Genomic DNA, 17,728 nt, shown 5'->3' on the forward strand with positions numbered 1-17,728 from the left:
TGCGGCGCATGGTCCGAATCGCGGTGTAGTGAATGTACACTCCCTCTGGGAGTGAGTTCCAGACGGGCCAGCAGCTTCCCCCTGCGAACAGCATCACAACCGTGCCGTGGAACCCGACGCGACCACCACTTGCCCACAATCAGCCCTAACACCGAAACGGCCCGCCAAAATCGCCAGAACCGACGGGCCTTCACGAACATTCGAGGCTGGAGTCCCACTGGTCCGGGGACCGCACTGATTAAGCGGCTCCCGCCGAAGAGTCTTTAAGCAGCTGCGAATCTGGGTTGTCTGGAGGGAGGAGCTCCCTCCAGACAACCGATTTGCGGCTTAGAAGAAGCCGAGCTTCTTCGGCGAGTAGCTGACCAGGAGGTTCTTGGTCTGCTGGTAGTGGTCCAGCATCATCTTGTGGTTCTCGCGCCCGATGCCGGACTGCTTGTAGCCGCCGAAGGCGGCGTGCGCCGGGTAGGCGTGGTAGCAGTTGGTCCACACCCGGCCGGCCTGGATCGCGCGGCCCGCGCGGTAGGCGGTGTTGCCGTCGCGGGTCCAGACGCCGGCGCCGAGGCCGTAGAGGGTGTCGTTGGCGATGGAGACGGCGTCGTCGAAGTCGTTGAACGACGTGACGGCGACGACCGGGCCGAAGATCTCCTCCTGGAAGACCCGCATGCGGTTGTCGCCTTCGAGGATAGTGGGCTGGACGTAGTAGCCGCCCGCCAGTTCCCCGCCGAGCTGGGCGCGCTCGCCACCGGTGAGGACCTTGGCGCCCTCCTGCTGGCCGATGTCGAAGTAGGAGAGGATCTTCTCCAGCTGGTCGTTGGACGCCTGCGCGCCGATCATGGTGGCGGTGTCCAGCGGGTGGCCCTGGACGATCTTCTCGGTGCGGGTGATGCCCGCCTCCAGGAAGGCGCTGTAGTGGCCGCGCTGGATCAGGGCGCGGGACGGGCAGGTGCAGACCTCGCCCTGGTTGAGGGCGAACATCGTGAAGCCCTCGAGCGCCTTGTCGTAGAAGTCGTCCTCGGCGGACGAGATGTCCTCGAAGAAGATGTTGGGGCTCTTGCCGCCGAGTTCGAGCGTCACGGGCTTCAGGTTCTGCGACGCGTACTGCATGATCAGGCGGCCGGTGGTGGTCTCGCCGGTGAAGGCGACCTTGGCGACGCGCGGGCTCGACGCGAGCGGCTTGCCGGCCTCGACGCCGAAGCCGTTGACGATGTTGACGACACCGGGCGGCAGGAGGTCGGCGATCAGGCTCATCCACACGTGGATGGAGGCCGGCGTCTGCTCGGCGGGCTTGATGACGACGGCGTTGCCGGCGGCCAGGGCCGGGGCGAGCTTCCAGGTCGCCATCAGGATGGGGAAGTTCCACGGGATGATCTGGGCGACGACGCCCAGCGGCTCGTGGAAGTGGTACGCGACGGTGTCGTCGTCGAGTTCGGCGAGGCTGCCCTCCTGGGCCCGGACGGCGCCCGCGAAGTAGCGGAAGTGGTCGATGGCCAGCGGGATGTCGGCGGCCAGCGTCTCGCGGACCGGCTTGCCGTTCTCCCAGCTCTCGGCGACGGCCAGTTCCTCCAGGTGCTGCTCCATGCGGTCGGCGATCCGGTTGAGGATGTTCGCGCGGTCGCCGGCCGAGGTGCGGCCCCACGCCGGTGCCGCCGCGTGCGCGGCGTCCAGGGCCCGCTCGACGTCCTCGGCGGTGCCGCGGGCGATCTCGGTGAAGGGCTGTCCGGTGACGGGCGTCGGGTTCTCGAAGTACTGCCCGCGCGCGGGTGGGACGTACTCGCCGCCGATCCAGTGGTCGTAGCGGGGCTGGAAGCTGACGACGGAGCCCTCGGCACCGGGGTTGGCGTAGCGGGTCATGGGGCGGCCTCCCATGGATGGGCCGCCCGCTCCGTTGCGGACGGCGGTGGGGGGACCGTAGAACGCGGAAGGTTGCAGGAGGGTTGCGACACGGCGTACCTGCGGAACTACACTCGGCAGCAGCCGGCCGGTGCCGCCGGGCGCCGGCCCACCCCCGACCCAGGGGCGCTCATGACTGCCTCGTACGCGGCCTCGTACACGGCCTGGCCACCCGGGACCGACCCGCAGTTGCTGCGCCGGGACGTGGCGCGTGCCCACGAGGAGTTCCTCAGCACCGGGAGAGCGCCGCGGCCCGTGCGCGACGTGGTGCGGGACTCGTGGCAGCGCTCGCGCAGCCGCGGGGTCGACCCGGAGGTCGCGGGGCCCAGCGTCCCCGCCCTCGCGGGGCCGGAGCTGCGGGCCTACCGCGAGAGCCACCCGCTGGCGGCCGTGCTGCCCGTGGTCCGCCGGCTGCTGGTCGAGTCGGCGCAGGAGAGCAACGAACTGGTGGCCGTCGGCGACGAGCACGGCCGCCTGCTGTGGGTCGAGGGGGCGCCGGGCCTGGCGGCACGCGCGGAGCGGATCGGCTTCGTCGAGGGTGCCGTGTGGGCCGAGGAGGCCGCCGGTACGAACGCGCCCGGCACGGCACTCGCGCTCGGCCGCCCCTTGCAGATCTACGCGGGAGAGCACTTCGTGCGCCCGGTGCATCCCTGGAGCTGCTCGGCGGCGCCGGTGCGGGACCCCGACACCGGCCGGGTCATCGGCGTGCTCGACCTGACCGGCGGCGACCACATCGCGGCCCCGCACGCGCTCGCGCTGGTGCGGGCGACGGTCGCGGCTGCGGAGGCGGAGTTGCGGGTGCTGCGGCTGCGCGGAGCGATCCCGGGGGCGGTTCCGGGATCGTCCGCCCCCGCACCGGCGTGCCGGCTGGAGGTGCTGTCGCGCGACCGCGCGCGGTTCGTCTCGCCGTACGGCAGCACCGAGTTGAGCCCCCGCCACTCCGAGATCGTGTTCGTCCTCGCCCTGCACCCGCGCGGGCTCGGCGCGGACGCGCTCGCCGTACGGCTGCACGAGCACGAGGCGGCCCGCGTCACCGTGCGCGCCGAGATGTCGCGGCTGCGGCGCCTGCTGGGCCCGCACGTGCTCGGCTCGCGCCCCTACCGGCTGCTGCTGCCCACCTCCACCGACGCCGCGCAGGTGCACACGCTGCTGGCCCGCGGGGCGTACCGCGAGGCGCTCGCCGGCTACCCGGGGCCGCTGCTGCCGGGGTCGGCCGCGCCCGCGGTCGCCGAGGCGCGCGACGAACTCGACTGCGAGATGCGCCGCGCGCTGCGGCACCGGGGCGACGCGCGGCTGCTGCTCGCCTGGCTGGAGCGCCCGGAGAACCACGTCGACGCCGAGATGCTGCAGGCCGCGATCAACGCCCTCCCGCAGGGGTCGCCGCGTCGGCTGACGCTGCGGGCGCTGCTGGAGCGGGCTTGAGCGGCGCGGCCCCGGCCGGCGTCACGCGCTGGCGTCGCCCGGCGCCCTGACCAGGAGGAAGAGCGGGCGGCGGCGGAGCGTGAAGCCCATGGACTCGTACAGCCTGATGGCATTGGCGTTGTTGCCCGCCGCGTGCAGGAAGGGCAGCTCCCCGCGGTCCGCGATGACCGCGCCGACCGCGCGGATCAGCCGGCTCGCCAGGCCGCGCCCGCGGTGGTCCGGGTCGGTGCAGACGGCGCTGATCTCCGTACCGCCCGCCGGGCGCATGCGCTCGCCGGCCATGGCGATCAGGCGCCCGTTCTCCCGCAGCCCGAGGTAAGTGCCGAACTCGATGGTGCGCGGCATGAAGGGGCCGGGCTTCGTGCGGTCGATGAGGTCCATGACCTCGGGGACGTCGCCGCTGCCCAGCCGTACGGCGTGCGGATCGTGCGCGACCGCCAGGTCGGTGCCGACGAGTTGCACCGCCTCGCCGCCGTCCAGGATCTGCCAGTCCTCGGGCACCACCGGCGAGCCCGTCACGAGCGCGGTCCCGCCCGGGCCGAGCAGCGCGGCCAGATCCGCCCAGGCCGCCGGGTCGGCCTGGTCCTCGACGGCGGCGAACGGCGACATGTCGCCGGGGTAGCGGGCGGCCCGGCCGTGCCGCTCGGCGAACCGCGCGTGCGCGCCGGTCAGCGAGGCCCACGCGGGGTTGTCCAGGGGGTGCGGCGCACCGGTGGCGAGCGGTTCCGTGCCGGGGTCGGACGGATGGGCGGGGTGGACGCTGGTCGACATGGCGGGGCGGGTCTCCGATCCGTGGGGTGGTGCGGGCCACTGGGTGCAACGGCCACGGAGCCGCTTCCCTTCCTGCCCTGACGAGCGTTTCCACCCTACGGCCCGCCCCCGCGCCCGCCGGGCGCGCCCTCACACCCGCAGCACGAGCTTGCCCCGCACCTCCCCCGCACGCAGCCGGCGGACCGCCTCGGGGACGTCCGCCAGAGACGGATACACGTGGTCGACAGCAGGAGTGACCGCACCCGCGTCGACAAACTCCGCAAGGCCCTCGAGATCGGCTGCCGGCTGCGTCGCCACCAGGGTGCGTATCCGGTGCCGGACCACGGACGACAGCAGCAGCCCACGCAGTTGCCTGCCGATGCCCCCCGTCCAGCGGCCGCCGTGCTCACCGCCGACGATGACGAGGGTGCCCTCCGGGGTGAGGGCGCGGCGCAGCCGGGAGAGCCGCCGGTTGCCCGCGATGTCGAGGACGAGGTCGTACCGGCGGGTCCCGTCAGTGGGGTCGTCCCGGGTGTGGTCGACCACCTCGTCGGCGCCGAGGGAGCGGACGAACGCGGTCTTCGCCGTACCGCACACACCGGTGACATGCGCGGCGCCGAGCGCCTTGGCCAGTTGCACGGCATACGAGCCGACGCCGCCGGACGCGCCGATCACGAGGACGTGCTGTCCGGCCCGCAGGCGCCCGGTGTCGCGCAGGGCCTGGAGCGCCGTGCACGCGGAGACGGGGACGGCCGCCGCCTCCTCGAAGCCGAGGCGGCGCGGCTTGGGCGCGAGGTGCGCCGCCTCGGCGCGGGCGTACTCGGCGAACGTGCCGGCCCCGCTGCCGTACACCTCGTCGCCCGGGGCGAAGCGCGTCACCCCGGCGCCGACGGCCTCGACCCGACCCGCGAGGTCCGTGCCGCGCACCCGGTTGCGGGGCGCCCGCAGCCCGAAGCCGAGGCCGCGCAGGAGGTAGGGCATGCCGGCCATGAGGTGCCAGACGCCCTGGTCGACGCCGGCGGCATGGACGCGTACGAGCACCTCACCCGGACCGGGGACGGGCCGGTCGGTCTCCTCGACCCGAAGGACGGACGGGGGTCCGTAAGTGTCCTGGACAACGGCCTTCACCGGGGCTCCTCGGGCTGCTCGGGGGCGGACTCGGGGTACTGGAACACGGCGTCGAGCGGCACGCCGAAGACGTGGGCGATCTGGAAGGCCATCTCCAGGGACGGCGAGTAGCGGCCCTGCTCGATGGCGATGACGGTCTGCCGGGTCACGCCGATGCGCCGGGCAAGTTCGGCCTGGGTCATCTCGCCCTTGGCGAAGCGCAGGGCCCGGATCTCGTTGGTGACCCTGGTCGGCCTCACCACGGGTGGAAGCCCAGCCGGTAGGAGACGATCTTCGCCGCCGATCCCACGACCGCCGACAGGACGAAGGCGAGGTATATCGCGTTGGCGATCCAGAACCGGTCCGACCCGGCCATCGCCAGCACAAGTCCGGCCACCGCGCCGGCGACGACGAACGAGTGGCCGACGTACTCCCCGAAGCGGTGGATCTCCCGATCGCGCTGGTCCTTGACGCGCCCTTCCCGGGCGGACGTCACCGACACCGCTATGTGCAGCAGGACCGACGCCGCGATCGCGGCGCCCACCGACCACACCAGCGCGGCCACGTAGGGCGCGCCGGCCGGCGACGCGCCTCCCGCCCGGCCGAGGACGACGGTCAGATACGCGGCGTACGACGCGATGGTGACCACGACCATGATCCAGGCGCGTTTTTCCTCTACGGCCATCACAGCCCCCCATGTAAAGAAAACCTGACACCGACGAGTGTCAAACACCCTTGACCCCATGTCAAGGATTTTTGACCTCGGTGTCCTCACGGAGGCGGGCGACGCCCTGAGCGCCCGGCACGAGGCGGCGGCCGAACGCAAGTTGGAGGTACGGCATGCGCCGACGCGTGGCGCGGACCCTGCAGCCCTCGCGCCGCCGTCGGCGGGCCGTGCCGGACGCGGGCGACGCCCGTAGTGCCAACACGTTCAACGCCGTTGCGAGGGCCACGTTCCCGGGGGGAAGCGGCCACAGCCGAACGCGAGCTGAAGGTACCGCAGGCGCCGACTCCCCGTCGCCGGACCGTCACGGACACGGGCGACGCCCTGAACGCGCCGTCACAACGACCGCGTTGCCGACCGAAGCAGCCGGGGCCCCTTGGGCCGAACGCGAGTTGAGGGTGCGGCAGGCGCCGACTCCCACCGCGTTCGCGGACCTCGCCGCCCCCGGGCCGCCGTCGAGGGGGCGTGGCGGACACGGGCGACGCCCTGATCGCCAACACGTTCAGCGCGGTTGCGGAGGCGGCGACGACCGAACGCGAGTTGGAGGCACGGCGGGCGTCACGGTGCAGGCAACGCCCTGAACGCCGGCACAAAGGCCACGCTCACAGCACAGGCGGCCACCGCCGAGGCCCTGGGAGCCGAGCACGAGGCGGCGACCGCCGCGCGCAGCGGAGGGCCGCCGGCCGGCCGGTGGGCAACCGCCGAACTCTTCCCGCACGCCCGCCGCCGGCGCGGCATCGGCACCGCTCCGGCACACGCCGCACTGCGGCGCCGGCACCGGCGTCACGTGCCGCAGGCCCTCCGACGAAGGCGCGCCGCGCTACCGGCGTCCGGGCCTCGCGATCCACGGACGGCGCACCGGGCCGGCGCCGGACCGCGCGGCCCGAAGGGCCGTCACGTGAGGATCACGGAACGGGTGAGGTGGCGCGGGGAGTCCGGGTCGAGGCCTCGGGCGGCTCCCAGGGCGGCCGCGAGGCGCTGGACGACGACGAGGTCGGCGAGCGGGTCGCGGCCGGCCGCGACGAGGCGGCCGCCGGTCGCGGCGATCTCCTGCGGCAGGCCCGGCGGCAGGTCGGCCGGGTCGCCGAACCACCAGGCGACGCGGCCGGGTCCGGTGATGCTGATCGGGCCGTGGCGGTACTCCATGACGGGGTACGCCTCGGTCCAGGCGCCCGCCGCCTCGCGCATCTTGAGGGCGGCCTCCTGGGCCACTCCGTACGCCCACCCCCTGCCGAGGAACGTGAACTGCTCCGCCCCCAGCAGTTCGTCCGGCAGCGGGTCGGCGAGCGCCGACTCGCCCTGCGCGGCCAGCCCGCCCAGGTCCTCCCCGAGCAGTGCCCGCAGGAGCACGAGTTCGGTGGTGGCGAAGCGCGTCTGCACCACCGACGCCTCGTCGGCGAAGTTCAGGACCACGGCCGCGTCGGCGAGTTCCATGACGGGGGTGGCCGGGTCGGCGGTGACGGCGACGGTGGGCGTCACGCCGCGCAGGCGGTGGAGCACGTCGAGCACTTCGGTCGTGGTGCCGGAACGGGTCAGGGCGAGCACCCGGTCGTAGGCGCGTCCGGCGGGCATCTCGGAGGCGGCGAAGGCGTCCGTCTCGCCCAGGCCCGCGGACTCGCGCAGTTCGGCGTAGGCGTGGGCCATGAACCAGGAGGTGCCGCATCCGACCACCGCCACGCGCTCGCCGGGGCCCGGCATCGCGGCGCGCCAGGGGGCGTTCGCGTCGGCGGCCAGGGCGACGGCCCGGCGCCAGCAGTCGGGTTGGGTCGCGATCTCGATCTCGGTCTGGCTCATGGGACTCCGTCCGCTCGCTGTGAACCGCTGCCGCTCGTGCAGTTGAGGCCAGTACGGGTGGTGGTTGCGCCGGTCTTGACATGCTGCCCGCCCGATCCAGCATGATGAGCGAAACTGCTCGACTCTTGCAATGTTCGCGCATAAACGCGCACGGCGGAAGGTGGTGACGCTCCGCGTGGACGACGGCCGACGCGGCACGCGCTCAGGCGCGGACGATCTCCACACCGGCCGCCGCGAAGGGCTCGGTGAGCGCGTCGGGAGCGTCCCCGTCCGTCACCAGGACGTGCACGTCCTCGACCGGGCAGATCCGTGCGAACGCCCGCCGGCCGAGCTTCGAGGCGTCCGCGACGACCACCACGCGCTCGGCGCGCCGGGCCAGCTCGCGGTTGACGCCCGCCTCGCCCTCGTGGCGGGCGGTGGCGCCGTGCGCGACGTCCAGGGCGTCGACGCCGAGGAAGACCACGTCGAGCGTGATCTGCGCGAGCAGGTCGGCGGCGAGGGGGCCGATCAGCTCGTACGAGGCCGGGCGGGCCACCCCGCCGGTGACGACGAGCTTCACATGCCGGCGCACGGCCAACTCGGCCGCGATGTTCAGCGCGTTGGTGACCACGGTCAGCGTCGGCTCGCCCGCGTCCGCCGCCAGGTCGCCCCGTTCGGCCAGCGCGCGGGCGACCGCCGTCGTCGTGGTGCCGCCGTTCAGGCCCACGACGGCGCCGGGCCTCACCAGGGCCGCGGCGGCGCGTGCGATGCGCTCCTTCTCGGCGGCGCGGCGGGCGGACTTGTAGCGCAGCGGCAGGTCGTAGGCGATGGCGTTGATCGTGGCGCCGCCATGGGTGCGCGTGACCATGTTCTGGCGTGCCAGCTCGTCCAGGTCGCGCCGGATCGTGGCGGCGGAGACGGCGAGTTCGGCGGCCGCGGCCTCCACCTCGATGCGTCCGTCGCGGGTCAGCATCTCCAGCAGCGCGCTCCATCGGGCCTGCGGTGCCGCCATCGTCTCGCCCCTTGTCGCCGGACCTGGCGGCCATGAAACCACAGGCCATCGCCCCGTCGAGAGGAACAACGAGCCCATGCCGCTGATCGGGACCGCCGCACTCGTCCGCTCCGCCCGCGCCGAGGGCCGCGCCGCGGGAGCCTTCAACGTCATCACCCTGGAGCACGCGGAGGCGATCGTCGCCGGGGCGGAGGCGGCGGGGCGTCCGGTCATCTGCCAGATCAGCGAGAACGCTGTGCGCTTCCACGGCGGCGCGCTCGCGCCGATAGCGAGGGCGACCGCGGCGGTGGCCGAGTCCGCGCGCGTGCCCGTCGCCCTGCACCTGGACCACGTCACCGACGACGCGCTGCTGCGGCAGGCCGCCGACTGCGGTTTCGGCTCGGTCATGTACGACGCCTCGGCGCTGCCGCACGAGCAGAACGTGGCCGCCACCCGCGCCGCCGCGCAGTGGGCGCACGGCGCGGGCCTGTGGCTGGAGGCCGAACTCGGCGAGATCGGGGGCAAGGACGGCGTCCACGCCCCCGGTGCCCGCACCCACCCCGACGGCGCCCGCGCCTACGTGGCGGCGACCGGGGTCGACGCGCTCGCCGTGGCCGTCGGCAGCTCCCACGCGATGACCACCCGGACCGCGCGGCTCGACCACGACCTGATCGCGCTCCTGCGTGCGGCGGTCGCCGTCCCGCTCGTGCTGCACGGCTCGACCGGTGTGCCCGAGGACGAGCTGCGGCGTGCCGTCGCGGGCGGGATGGCCAAGATCAACATCGGTACCGCACTCAACATCGCCTTCACCGGGGCGATCCGCGGTTTCCTCGCGGCGGACGGCGCCACCGTGGATCCGCGCCGCTATCTCGCGCCCGCGCGTACGGACATGGCGGCGGCGGTGGAGCGGGCCCTGCGCGTCCTGGGCTGAGCCGGCCCGCCCCGCTCGTGACGGGACACCTTCGCCGCACATTCCAACATTGACAGGTCGGACACGACTCCTCTAGCTTCGACATGTCAATCATGACATGTCGCGCCGCCGAGGGGCGGCGCACTCCGTGAACCTGGAGACCTACCGTGGGTTACCTGCGCGGCTTCATCCCGTGGATCGCGTCCGGCGTCATCTCCTCCTTCGACTGGCGCTGGGGCGCCGTGGCGGGTCTCGTCACAGGCCTGGCGCTGTTCGCGCAGGACCGCCGCCGGGGCGTCGCGCCCGACGCGATGATCCTGGAGCTCAGCAGCATCCTGTTCTTCGCCGTCGTCGGAACGGTCGCCTTCTCCTCCCCCGACTCGTCGCTGAAGACGTACGACGACGCGCTCTCCTTCGCCTGGCTCGCACTGACCGCCTGGGGCAGCCTCGCCGTCCGCCACCCCTTCACCCTGGGCATCGCACGCCGCCAGACCCCGCGCGAGTACTGGGAACTGCCCGGCTTCATCGCGGTCAACAACGTCGTCACGACGGCCTGGGGGGCCGGCTTCACCTTCATCTGCGCCGCGCTGACGGTCTGCCACCTGACCGGCGCCCCGGGCTGGGCCGGCATCGCCGCCCATGTGGCCGGCCTGGCCGGGCCCGCCGTCTTCACCTCCCACTACCCCGCCCGCGTCCAGGCCCGCCTCCAGGCGGCAGGTGCCCCACCGGTCGAGGTCTGACAGGTTCCCGCCGGGCCCTGCCCGGCTCTGCGATGCTGGCTGTGTGCTCGCCCCGGAACCGATAACGGCCGACCCGCCCGGCGCCACGGCGAATCCGCTGCTGACGCAGTCGTGGCTCGACCTGGCGTTCCTGCACTGGGCCGCCGATCCCGCCGACGTGGCACCCCTCCTGCCGGCCGGCACCGTGCCGGACACCCTCGGCGGGGTCACCTACGTCGGGCTGGTGGCCTTCCGGATGCACCGTGTCGGCTGGTTCCGGCTCCCCGGCGTCCCGTACCTGGGCACTTTCCCGGAGACCAATGTCCGCCTGTACTCGGTGGACGAGCACGGCCGGCGCGGGGTGGTCTTCCGTTCGCTCGACGCGTCCCGGCTGATCCCGGTCGCGGTGGCGCGGGCCGCGTTCCGGCTGCCGTACCAGTGGGCGCGCATGGACATCTGCCGCGACGGCGACACCCTCAGCTACACCAGCCGGCGGCGCGGGCCCGGGGCGGGCGGGGCGTACGCGCGGATCACCGTGCGGGTGGGCGAGCCCGTAGCCGAGCCGAGCGAGCTGGAGCACTTCCTCACGGCGCGCTGGGGTCTGCACAACACGTTCTTCGAGCGGCCCCTGTACCTGCCCAACACCCATCCGCGCTGGCCGCTGCACCGCGCCGAGCTCCTGGTCTGCGAGGAGAACCTCGTCGCCGCCGCGGGGCTGCCCGCGACCACCACCGCGGGGCCGCCGGTCAGCGTCCTGTACTCCGCCGGCGTCCCCGTCCGCTTCGGGCGCCCCGCCCGTCCGGCCGGTATCCCGACCCCCTGAGCCGAGCCCGTCGGCCGCCGCCCGCCGATCCGCGGTTGACCACGGCCACCGAGTTGCTGCTAATGTCGAAGCCACTTGCTTCCGATTTAGCAGCCGCTTGCGCACCGCACCCCGAGGAACGGCACCATGACCGCTCAGTCCATCACCCCCGCCGACCTGCCCGGCACCGTCACGCGCTACCTGCGGGCCCACGTGGCCCGCGACACCGCGACGGCGATCGGCGCCTTCACCCCCGACGCCACCGTGACCGACGACGGCAGGACCTACGAGGGCCGCACCGCGATCGAGCAGTGGCTCGACCAGGCGGCGAGCGAGTACACCTACACGACCGAACTGACCGCCGCCGAGCGCGCCGACGCCGGGCACTACGTCGTGACCCACCACCTGGAGGGCGACTTCCCGGGCGGCGTGGTCGACCTGCGCTACCGCTTCGCGCTCCGGGACGGCCTGATCGAGCGCCTCGACATCGCGCCGTGAGTCATGCTTCCCCCATGACCAGTGCACCGATGGAACCGCCCTCCCCCACCTCGACCCTCGCCCTCGACGGGACGACCACCGTCCCGCGCCTGGGCTTCGGCGCGATGCAGCTGCCCGGCCGGTGGAACGGACCCGCCGCCGACCGGGCGGTGTCGGTGGCCGTCGCGCGCCGGGCCGTCGAACTCGGCGCACTCCACATCGACACCGCGGCCTTCTACTTCTCCGGCGGCAACCGGGCCAACGAGATCCTGCGCGAAGCCCTCCACCCGTACCCGGCCGGTGTCACCATCGCCACCAAGGTGGGCCCGCTGCGCGACGCGAACGGGCTGATGGCCGGGGAGGCGGAACCCGGGCAGTTGCGCGGCCTGGTCGAGGAGAACCTGAGGGAACTCGGCGTCGACGTCCTGGACCTGGTCTACCTGCGGGTCGGCCGCCTCGGCACGGACCGGGCCGACTCGCTCGCCGAACGCTTCGCCGTGCTGGCCGACTTGCGGGAGGAAGGGCTCGTACGGCACCTGGGCGTCAGCAATGTGACGCGTGCTCAGCTGGACGAGGCACGGACCGTCGCGCCGGTCGCGGCGGTGCAGAACCAGTTCGGCGTCCTGGACCAGCGCGACGGCGATTTGGTGGACTTCTGCGCGACCGTGGACATCGCCTACATGCCGTTCTTCGCCCTCGGCGGCGGCCACTCCCCGCTCGACGGCGACGCCCTCGCCAAGGTGGCCGAACGGCACGGTGCGACCCCGTTCCAGATCGCCGTGGCCTGGGGGCCGGCCCGCTCCCCCTCGATCGTCCAGATCCCCGGCACGGCCTCCCTCGCCCACCTGGAGGAGAACATGGCGGCCGCCTCGATCGTCCTCGACGCCGACGACCTGTCCCTGCTCGCCGCCGGCGGCCGGTCCGCCGGGGCGTGACCGGCCGCCCCGGGCCGTCAGCCGGCCACGGGCAGGCGCCGCACCTTGACCACGTTGTCCCGGCGCGTCGTGGGACGTCCCTCCGGGTCGTTCTGCACGCGGTCGTGCTCCTCGCACAGCAGCACTTCCCATTCGCCCTCGGCCAGTTCGAGATCCCGAAGGACCTCGTCGGGGGTGGGGAAGTGCACCTCCGGGTGGTGATTGTGCTCCCAGGCGGGGAAACCGCCGTGTCCGGTGACGAGCAGGACGCCCCCGGCGGCGACGGCGGCCGCGGCGGAACGCAGGATGCGCTCGCGGGGCATGTAGCCGACGGTGTGCAGGAAGTGGGCGGCGACCAGGTCGAAGGAACCCTCGGGGAAGGACTCGCCGAGGTCGTGGCGCTCCCAGGTGACCAGCTCGCCGACCCCCGCGTCGGCCGCGTGCCCCGCCGCGCGCCGCAGCGCGACACCGGAGATGTCCACGGCGGTGACGCGCCAGCCGCGCCGGGCCAGCCAGATCACGTCGCCGCCCTCGCCGCAGCCCAGGTCGAGGGCGGTGCCCGGCGTCAGGTCGGAGGTCTCGCGGACCAGGACGTCATTGGGATTGCCGCTCCACACGCGCTCGGTCGAGGCGTAGCGGTCGTCCCAGTAGTCCTCCTGCGAGGCGATGTCGTCGGTCATCGGTGGATCGGGTCCCTTCACACGTGCGCGGCGCGGCGCCGTCACGGGCGCCGCCTCGGTCCGACGATGCTCCCGGCCGGCGCCGCCGGACAAGATTCCTTGCCGGTTCGGCAACATCGCCGTGCGGACGGGGCCCGGAGGGGCGCCCGCGTGCCGCGCGGCCGATGATGGGGGGACGGCAGGACGTCGCGCGTGGAGGCTGGCCATGGCCGTGTGGCACGTACGTGATTTCACCCCGGACGATCTCGAGGCCGTGGTGCGCCTGGACGCCGAGAGCGGCACCACCGACCAGCCCGCCGTCTTCCGTCTCTCCGAGGCGGTCGCCGCCCTTCAGGCGCAGCACCCCAGCGTGGTGGCGATCGCCGACGGCCACCTCATCGGGGCGGCGATCGGCCGGGTCGACGGGGACCGTGCGTGGGTACTGCGGATCAGCCTCCATCCGTCGTGGCGGAACCTGGGCCTGGGCACCGCGCTGCTGTCCGCGGTGGAGCACCGGCTCCAGGCGGCCGGGGCGCGGACGCTGGCCGCCGTGCTGCCCGAGGAGGAGACGGGTACCGCCGCGCTGTGCAACTCCGGTTTCACCCGGCGGCAGGGCCTGACGTACTTCGAGAAGACCCAGGCGGTGACGGCCCAGGACCCGGCGCTGCTGGCCTCGCTCGGCGCGCTCGTACCGCCCGCCGGGCTGTGGGAGAAGCTCGCCGGGATGGGACGGGAGAAGTCCCTGATCGAGCGCCGGATCGTGCTTCCGCTGGCCCATGCCGAGCTCGCCGACGAGCACGGGGTCGAACCGCCGCAGGCCGTCGTGCTGTTCGGGCCGCCGGGCACGGGCAAGAGCACCTTCGCCCAGGCGGTGGCGAGCCGGCTGGGCTGGCCCTTCGTGGAGCTGTTCCCGTCCCGGCTGGCCCTGGAGGGCGGCATCGCCCCCGGGCTCGGCCGGCGCTTCGACGAGATCGCGCAGCTCGACCATGTGCTGGTCTTCATCGACGAGGTGGAGGAGGTCGCCGGCCGCCGCAATCTCGCCGACCCCGCCTCCGTGGGCGTGGTCAACGAACTCCTCAAGTCCATCGTGCGGTTCCGCGACCGCGACGGCCGGCTGCTGATCTGCGCGACCAACACCGTCGCCGCCCTCGATCCGGCGTTCCTGCGGCACGGCCGGTTCGACTACGTGCTGCCGGTGGGCCCGCCCGACCACGAGGCGCGTCGCGCGCTGTGGGGGAGCTATCTCGCGAAGGCGGGTGCCGACGCGGACACCACGGCGCTCGCCGACGCCAGCGAGGGCTTCACGCCCGCGGACATCAAGCAGGCCGCGCGCGCCGTCGCGCAGACCACGTTCGAACGGACACTGGACACGGGGAGCAAGGCGCAGGCCACCACGGACGACTACCTGCGCACCATCCGTTCCACCCGCCCCACGGTCACCAGCGACATGGCGCTGGAGTTCGCGGAGCACAGCGTCCGCTACGGCCGCACATGAGCGTCACGAGGGGCGGCACGGACGCGGTTCCGCCCTATGTTGGTGTCATGACCACGCCGTCAGCCGCACCCGCGTCCGCTCCCGGCCCCCTCCACCGGCTCACGCTCGACCAGCTCCGGCGCCGTACGAGCATGAAATGGCGGTCCTATCCCGCCGACGTGCTGCCTCTGTGGGTGGCCGAGATGGACGTCCCGCTCGCGGAGCCGGTGGCGCGGGCGCTCACCGAGGCTATCGCGATCGGCGACACCGGCTACCCCGCGGGCACCGGGTACGCCGACGCGCTGGCGGCCTTCGCCCGCGACCGCTGGGGCTGGGACGGTGTCGTGCGCGAGCGCGCGGCGATCGTCCCCGACGTAATGCTCGGCGTCGTCGAGATGCTGAAACTGGTGACCTCGCCCGGTGACCCGGTGATCGTCAACTGCCCGGTGTACCCGCCGTTCTACCAGTTCGTGACGCACATGGACCGGCGCGTGGTGGAGGCACCGCTCGGGCCGGACCTGCGGCTGGACCTCGACGCCCTGGAGCAGGCCTTCGCACGGTGCGCCGCGGACGGCGGGCGGGCCGCGTACCTGCTGTGCAGCCCGCACAACCCGACGGGCACGGTGCACACCGCCGCGGAACTGGAGGCGGTGGCGGCGCTGGCGGGCGCGTACGGGGTGCGGGTGGTGGCCGACGAGATCCACGCCCCCGTGGTGGCTCCGGACGCGGTCTTCGTGCCGTACCTGAGCGTGCCGGGCGCGGAGAGCGGGCTGTCGCTCATGTCGGCGTCCAAGGCGTGGAACCTGGCCGGGCTCAAGGCAGCGCTCGCCCTCGCCGGGCCCGCCGCGGCCGAGGACCTGGCCCGCATGCCGGAGGAGGTCGGGCACGGCCCGAGCCACCTGGGCGTCATCGCGCACACCGCGGCGCTGCGGGAGGGCGGCGACTGGCTGGACGCCGTCCTGGCGGACCTGGACCGCAACCGCCGGCTGCTCGGCTCCCTGCTGGCCGAACGGCTGCCGTCCGTCGGCTACCGGCCCGCCCCGGGGACGTATCTGGCCTGGCTGGACTGCCGCGCGCTGGGCCTCGGCGAGAACCCGTCGGAGGTGTTCCTGGACAAGGGCCGGGTGGCTTTCAGCCCCGGCCCCGACTTCGGCACGGGCGGCACCGGCCACGTACGGCTGAACCTGGCGACCTGCCCGGAGGTGATCACGGAGGCGGTGCGCCGCATGGCGGCCGCCGCGGCCGCCGGCCCGGCCGTCTGAATCCGGCGGGCACGGGTAGCCGCCCCAAGAACGCGAAACGGGAACGCGGAGCGTCAAGGAGCGTCGAGGAGGCGAGCACCGTGACCAGCACTCCAGCACACGGGCCCCGCGACGGGCTGCACGTCGTGGTCGTGGGGGCGACGGGCAATGTCGGCACCAGCCTGGTGCGGGCGCTCGGCGAGGACCCCGCGGTCGCCCGGATCACCGGGATCGCCCGCCGGGTACCCGCGGACTGGCGGCCGCCGAGGACCACGTGGGTCGGCGCCGACATCACGGACGACGGCACCCGGCTGACGAACCTCTTCCACGGCGCCGACGCCGTCGTCCACCTCGCGTGGCTGCTCCAGCCCAGCCATGATCCGGCGGTCACCTGGCGCACCAACGTCCTCGGCGGCATCCGGGTCTTCGACGCCGTCGCGGCGGCCGGCGTCCCGGCGCTGGTGCACGCCTCGTCCGTGGCCGCGTACTCCCCCGGTCCCAAGGACCACCCGGTCGACGAGTCATGGCCCACACACGGCTGGCCGGGTGCCGCGTACTGCCGCGAGAAGGCGTACATCGAGCGGTACCTCGACGGGTACGAGGCGGACCATCCGCAGGTACGGGTGGTGCGCATGCGGCCCGGCTTCCTCTTCAAGAAGGAGTCCGCCGCGCAGCAACGGCGCCTGTTCGCCGGGCCGTTCCTGCCGGGACGGCTGGTCCGGCCGCGACTCGTGCCGGTCGTGCCCGACATGCGGGGCCTGCGCTTCCAGGCGCTGCACACCGACGACGACGCCGATGCCTACCGCAGGGCCGTCCTGCGGCCGGTGCGCGGCCCCTTCAACCTGGCCGCGGAGCCGCCGCTCGACGCGGCGGAACTGGCCTCGATCTTCGGCGCCCAGGTCGTGCGGATGCCGCGCGCCGCGGTGCGTGCCGCCCTGGCGGGCGCCTGGCGGCTGCACCTCGTGCCGTCCTCCCCCGGGCTCTTCGACGCGGTGCTGCGGCTGCCGCTGCTCGACACCGGCCGGGCCCGGCGGGAACTCGGCTGGCGTCCCCAGCACAGCGCGACTCACGCGGTCGAGGAGTTCCTGGAGGGCCTGCGCGAGGGCAGCGGGGCGTCCACCGCCGTGCTGGCGCCGAGCGGGGCCGTGGGGCGGCTCCACGAGGTCGCGACGGGTGTCGGCTCGCGGCCCTGAGCGCGAATACGAGACGAAAGGTGAGGTGACGGTCATGCCGGCGGGTTCCAGCCCCAAGCGGGAGCGGCAGTACGAGCACATCAAGGAGAGCGCCGAGCAGCGCGGCGTGAGCGAGAAGCGCGCGGAGGAGATCGCCGCCCGCACCGTCAACAAGGAACGCGCCCGCGCGGGCGAGTCGAGGACGGCGAGCCGCAGTTCCCTGGACGACATGTCCTCGGGCCGCCGCGGCGGCCTGCGCTCGGGCCACGGCGCGCAGGGCCCCACGTACGACCAGTTGTACGCGGAGGCGCGCCGACGCGGCGTCGACGGCCGCTCGCACATGAACAAGGCCGAACTCAAGCGGGCTCTCGGCGAGAACTGACCCCCCGGGTCGGGTTTCCTGACTCCTCGGACCCGCGGCGCGTCACGCGGCGTCGTACCAGGGCAAATTCATGTGACAGCTCCAGTCGGCTCCGCGATCATCGGCCGATGACCACGGAACCAGAACGTCTCAGTCTCCGTATCGTCTGCCCGCCGCCCGGTCAGGGCGTTGCGGAGGTCCGCGCGATCGTCAGCGGCCGGGATCTGCTGGACGACGTGTTCCCCCGTGGCGTGGGGGTGAGCCCCCGGTACCTGTTGGGGCCGGACGGGTCGCTGCGTGCCTCTGCGACGCCCCATGAGGTTCGGCTCGCCCGGGCCGGGT

Annotated in this window: 18 protein-coding genes; 10 read left to right on the plus strand and 8 right to left on the minus strand. The window is 73.5% G+C overall.

Going from position 1 to position 17,728, the window contains the following annotated elements; translation table 11 throughout:
• Nucleotides 1–327 precede the first annotated feature (327 nt).
• Nucleotides 328–1,851, minus strand: a complete 1,524-nt coding sequence (locus tag ABZ883_RS23930; protein WP_360909240.1) for an aldehyde dehydrogenase family protein — start codon at nt 1,849–1,851, stop codon at nt 328–330.
• Between the two features lie 171 nt (nt 1,852–2,022).
• Between ABZ883_RS23930 and ABZ883_RS23935 the strand changes: the two genes are divergently transcribed.
• A complete protein-coding gene (locus ABZ883_RS23935; RefSeq protein ID WP_360909242.1) occupies nt 2,023–3,312 on the plus strand; it encodes a GAF domain-containing protein in 1,290 nt (429 codons plus the stop codon).
• Between the two features lie 21 nt (nt 3,313–3,333).
• Here the strand turns inward: ABZ883_RS23935 and ABZ883_RS23940 are convergent, their stop codons facing one another.
• The 6 genes from ABZ883_RS23940 to ABZ883_RS23965 all read right to left on the minus strand — a co-directional run bounded on the left by ABZ883_RS23940 (nt 3,334) and on the right by ABZ883_RS23965 (nt 8,678).
• A complete protein-coding gene (locus ABZ883_RS23940; RefSeq protein ID WP_360909244.1) occupies nt 3,334–4,083 on the minus strand; it encodes a GNAT family N-acetyltransferase in 750 nt (249 codons plus the stop codon).
• Between the two features lie 129 nt (nt 4,084–4,212).
• Nucleotides 4,213–5,190: an NAD(P)-dependent alcohol dehydrogenase gene (locus tag ABZ883_RS23945; protein WP_360909246.1), complete on the minus strand. Its 978-nt coding sequence runs from the start codon at nt 5,188–5,190 to the stop codon at nt 4,213–4,215.
• Nucleotides 5,187–5,432: a helix-turn-helix transcriptional regulator gene (locus ABZ883_RS23950; RefSeq protein ID WP_360909248.1), complete on the minus strand. Its 246-nt coding sequence runs from the start codon at nt 5,430–5,432 to the stop codon at nt 5,187–5,189. Before ABZ883_RS23950 ends, ABZ883_RS23945 begins: the two co-directional genes overlap by 4 nt.
• Complete coding sequence (locus tag ABZ883_RS23955; protein ID WP_360909250.1) at nt 5,426–5,854, minus strand: hypothetical protein; 429 nt, start codon at nt 5,852–5,854, stop codon at nt 5,426–5,428. Before ABZ883_RS23955 ends, ABZ883_RS23950 begins: the two co-directional genes overlap by 7 nt.
• Before the next feature lie 933 nt (nt 5,855–6,787).
• Nucleotides 6,788–7,687, minus strand: a complete 900-nt coding sequence (locus tag ABZ883_RS23960; protein WP_360909252.1) for a sugar isomerase — start codon at nt 7,685–7,687, stop codon at nt 6,788–6,790.
• A gap of 202 nt (nt 7,688–7,889) precedes the next feature.
• Nucleotides 7,890–8,678 (minus strand): DeoR/GlpR family DNA-binding transcription regulator, encoded by a 789-nt coding sequence (locus tag ABZ883_RS23965; protein ID WP_360909255.1) that lies wholly within the window; start codon nt 8,676–8,678, stop codon nt 7,890–7,892.
• A gap of 76 nt (nt 8,679–8,754) precedes the next feature.
• Between ABZ883_RS23965 and ABZ883_RS23970 the strand changes: the two genes are divergently transcribed.
• From ABZ883_RS23970 to ABZ883_RS23990, 5 genes are all read left to right on the plus strand, one after another.
• Entirely contained in the window at nt 8,755–9,588 is an 834-nt protein-coding gene (locus tag ABZ883_RS23970) for a class II fructose-bisphosphate aldolase (protein WP_360909257.1), read from the plus strand.
• 146 nt (nt 9,589–9,734) lie between these two features.
• Nucleotides 9,735–10,307 (plus strand): hypothetical protein, encoded by a 573-nt coding sequence (locus tag ABZ883_RS23975; RefSeq protein WP_360909259.1) that lies wholly within the window; start codon nt 9,735–9,737, stop codon nt 10,305–10,307.
• 43 nt (nt 10,308–10,350) lie between these two features.
• Nucleotides 10,351–11,109 (plus strand): DUF2071 domain-containing protein, encoded by a 759-nt coding sequence (locus tag ABZ883_RS23980; RefSeq protein WP_360909261.1) that lies wholly within the window; start codon nt 10,351–10,353, stop codon nt 11,107–11,109.
• A gap of 126 nt (nt 11,110–11,235) precedes the next feature.
• Complete coding sequence (locus ABZ883_RS23985) at nt 11,236–11,586, plus strand: nuclear transport factor 2 family protein (protein ID WP_360909263.1); 351 nt, start codon at nt 11,236–11,238, stop codon at nt 11,584–11,586.
• 29 nt (nt 11,587–11,615) lie between these two features.
• Complete coding sequence (locus tag ABZ883_RS23990; protein WP_360909591.1) at nt 11,616–12,500, plus strand: oxidoreductase; 885 nt, start codon at nt 11,616–11,618, stop codon at nt 12,498–12,500.
• A gap of 17 nt (nt 12,501–12,517) precedes the next feature.
• Here the strand turns inward: ABZ883_RS23990 and ABZ883_RS23995 are convergent, their stop codons facing one another.
• Complete coding sequence (locus ABZ883_RS23995; protein ID WP_360909265.1) at nt 12,518–13,159, minus strand: class I SAM-dependent methyltransferase; 642 nt, start codon at nt 13,157–13,159, stop codon at nt 12,518–12,520.
• 205 nt (nt 13,160–13,364) lie between these two features.
• Here ABZ883_RS23995 and ABZ883_RS24000 point away from each other — a divergent pair, with 205 nt between their 5' ends.
• The 4 genes from ABZ883_RS24000 to ABZ883_RS24015 all read left to right on the plus strand — a co-directional run bounded on the left by ABZ883_RS24000 (nt 13,365) and on the right by ABZ883_RS24015 (nt 17,407).
• The gene (locus ABZ883_RS24000) at nt 13,365–14,633 is read left to right on the plus strand and encodes a GNAT family N-acetyltransferase (RefSeq protein ID WP_360909267.1); all 1,269 of its coding nucleotides are present in this window, start codon (nt 13,365–13,367) and stop codon (nt 14,631–14,633) included.
• Between the two features lie 47 nt (nt 14,634–14,680).
• Nucleotides 14,681–15,874 (plus strand): aminotransferase class I/II-fold pyridoxal phosphate-dependent enzyme, encoded by a 1,194-nt coding sequence (locus ABZ883_RS24005; protein ID WP_360909269.1) that lies wholly within the window; start codon nt 14,681–14,683, stop codon nt 15,872–15,874.
• A gap of 80 nt (nt 15,875–15,954) precedes the next feature.
• Nucleotides 15,955–17,046, plus strand: a complete 1,092-nt coding sequence (locus tag ABZ883_RS24010; RefSeq protein WP_360909271.1) for an NAD-dependent epimerase/dehydratase family protein — start codon at nt 15,955–15,957, stop codon at nt 17,044–17,046.
• 34 nt (nt 17,047–17,080) lie between these two features.
• The gene (locus ABZ883_RS24015; protein WP_360909273.1) at nt 17,081–17,407 is read left to right on the plus strand and encodes a plasmid stabilization protein; all 327 of its coding nucleotides are present in this window, start codon (nt 17,081–17,083) and stop codon (nt 17,405–17,407) included.
• Nucleotides 17,408–17,728: the final 321 nt, after the last annotated feature.

The sequence above is a fragment of the Streptomyces sp. NPDC046977 genome (genome assembly GCF_040644455.1).
Lineage (GTDB): Bacteria > Actinomycetota > Actinomycetes > Streptomycetales > Streptomycetaceae > Actinacidiphila.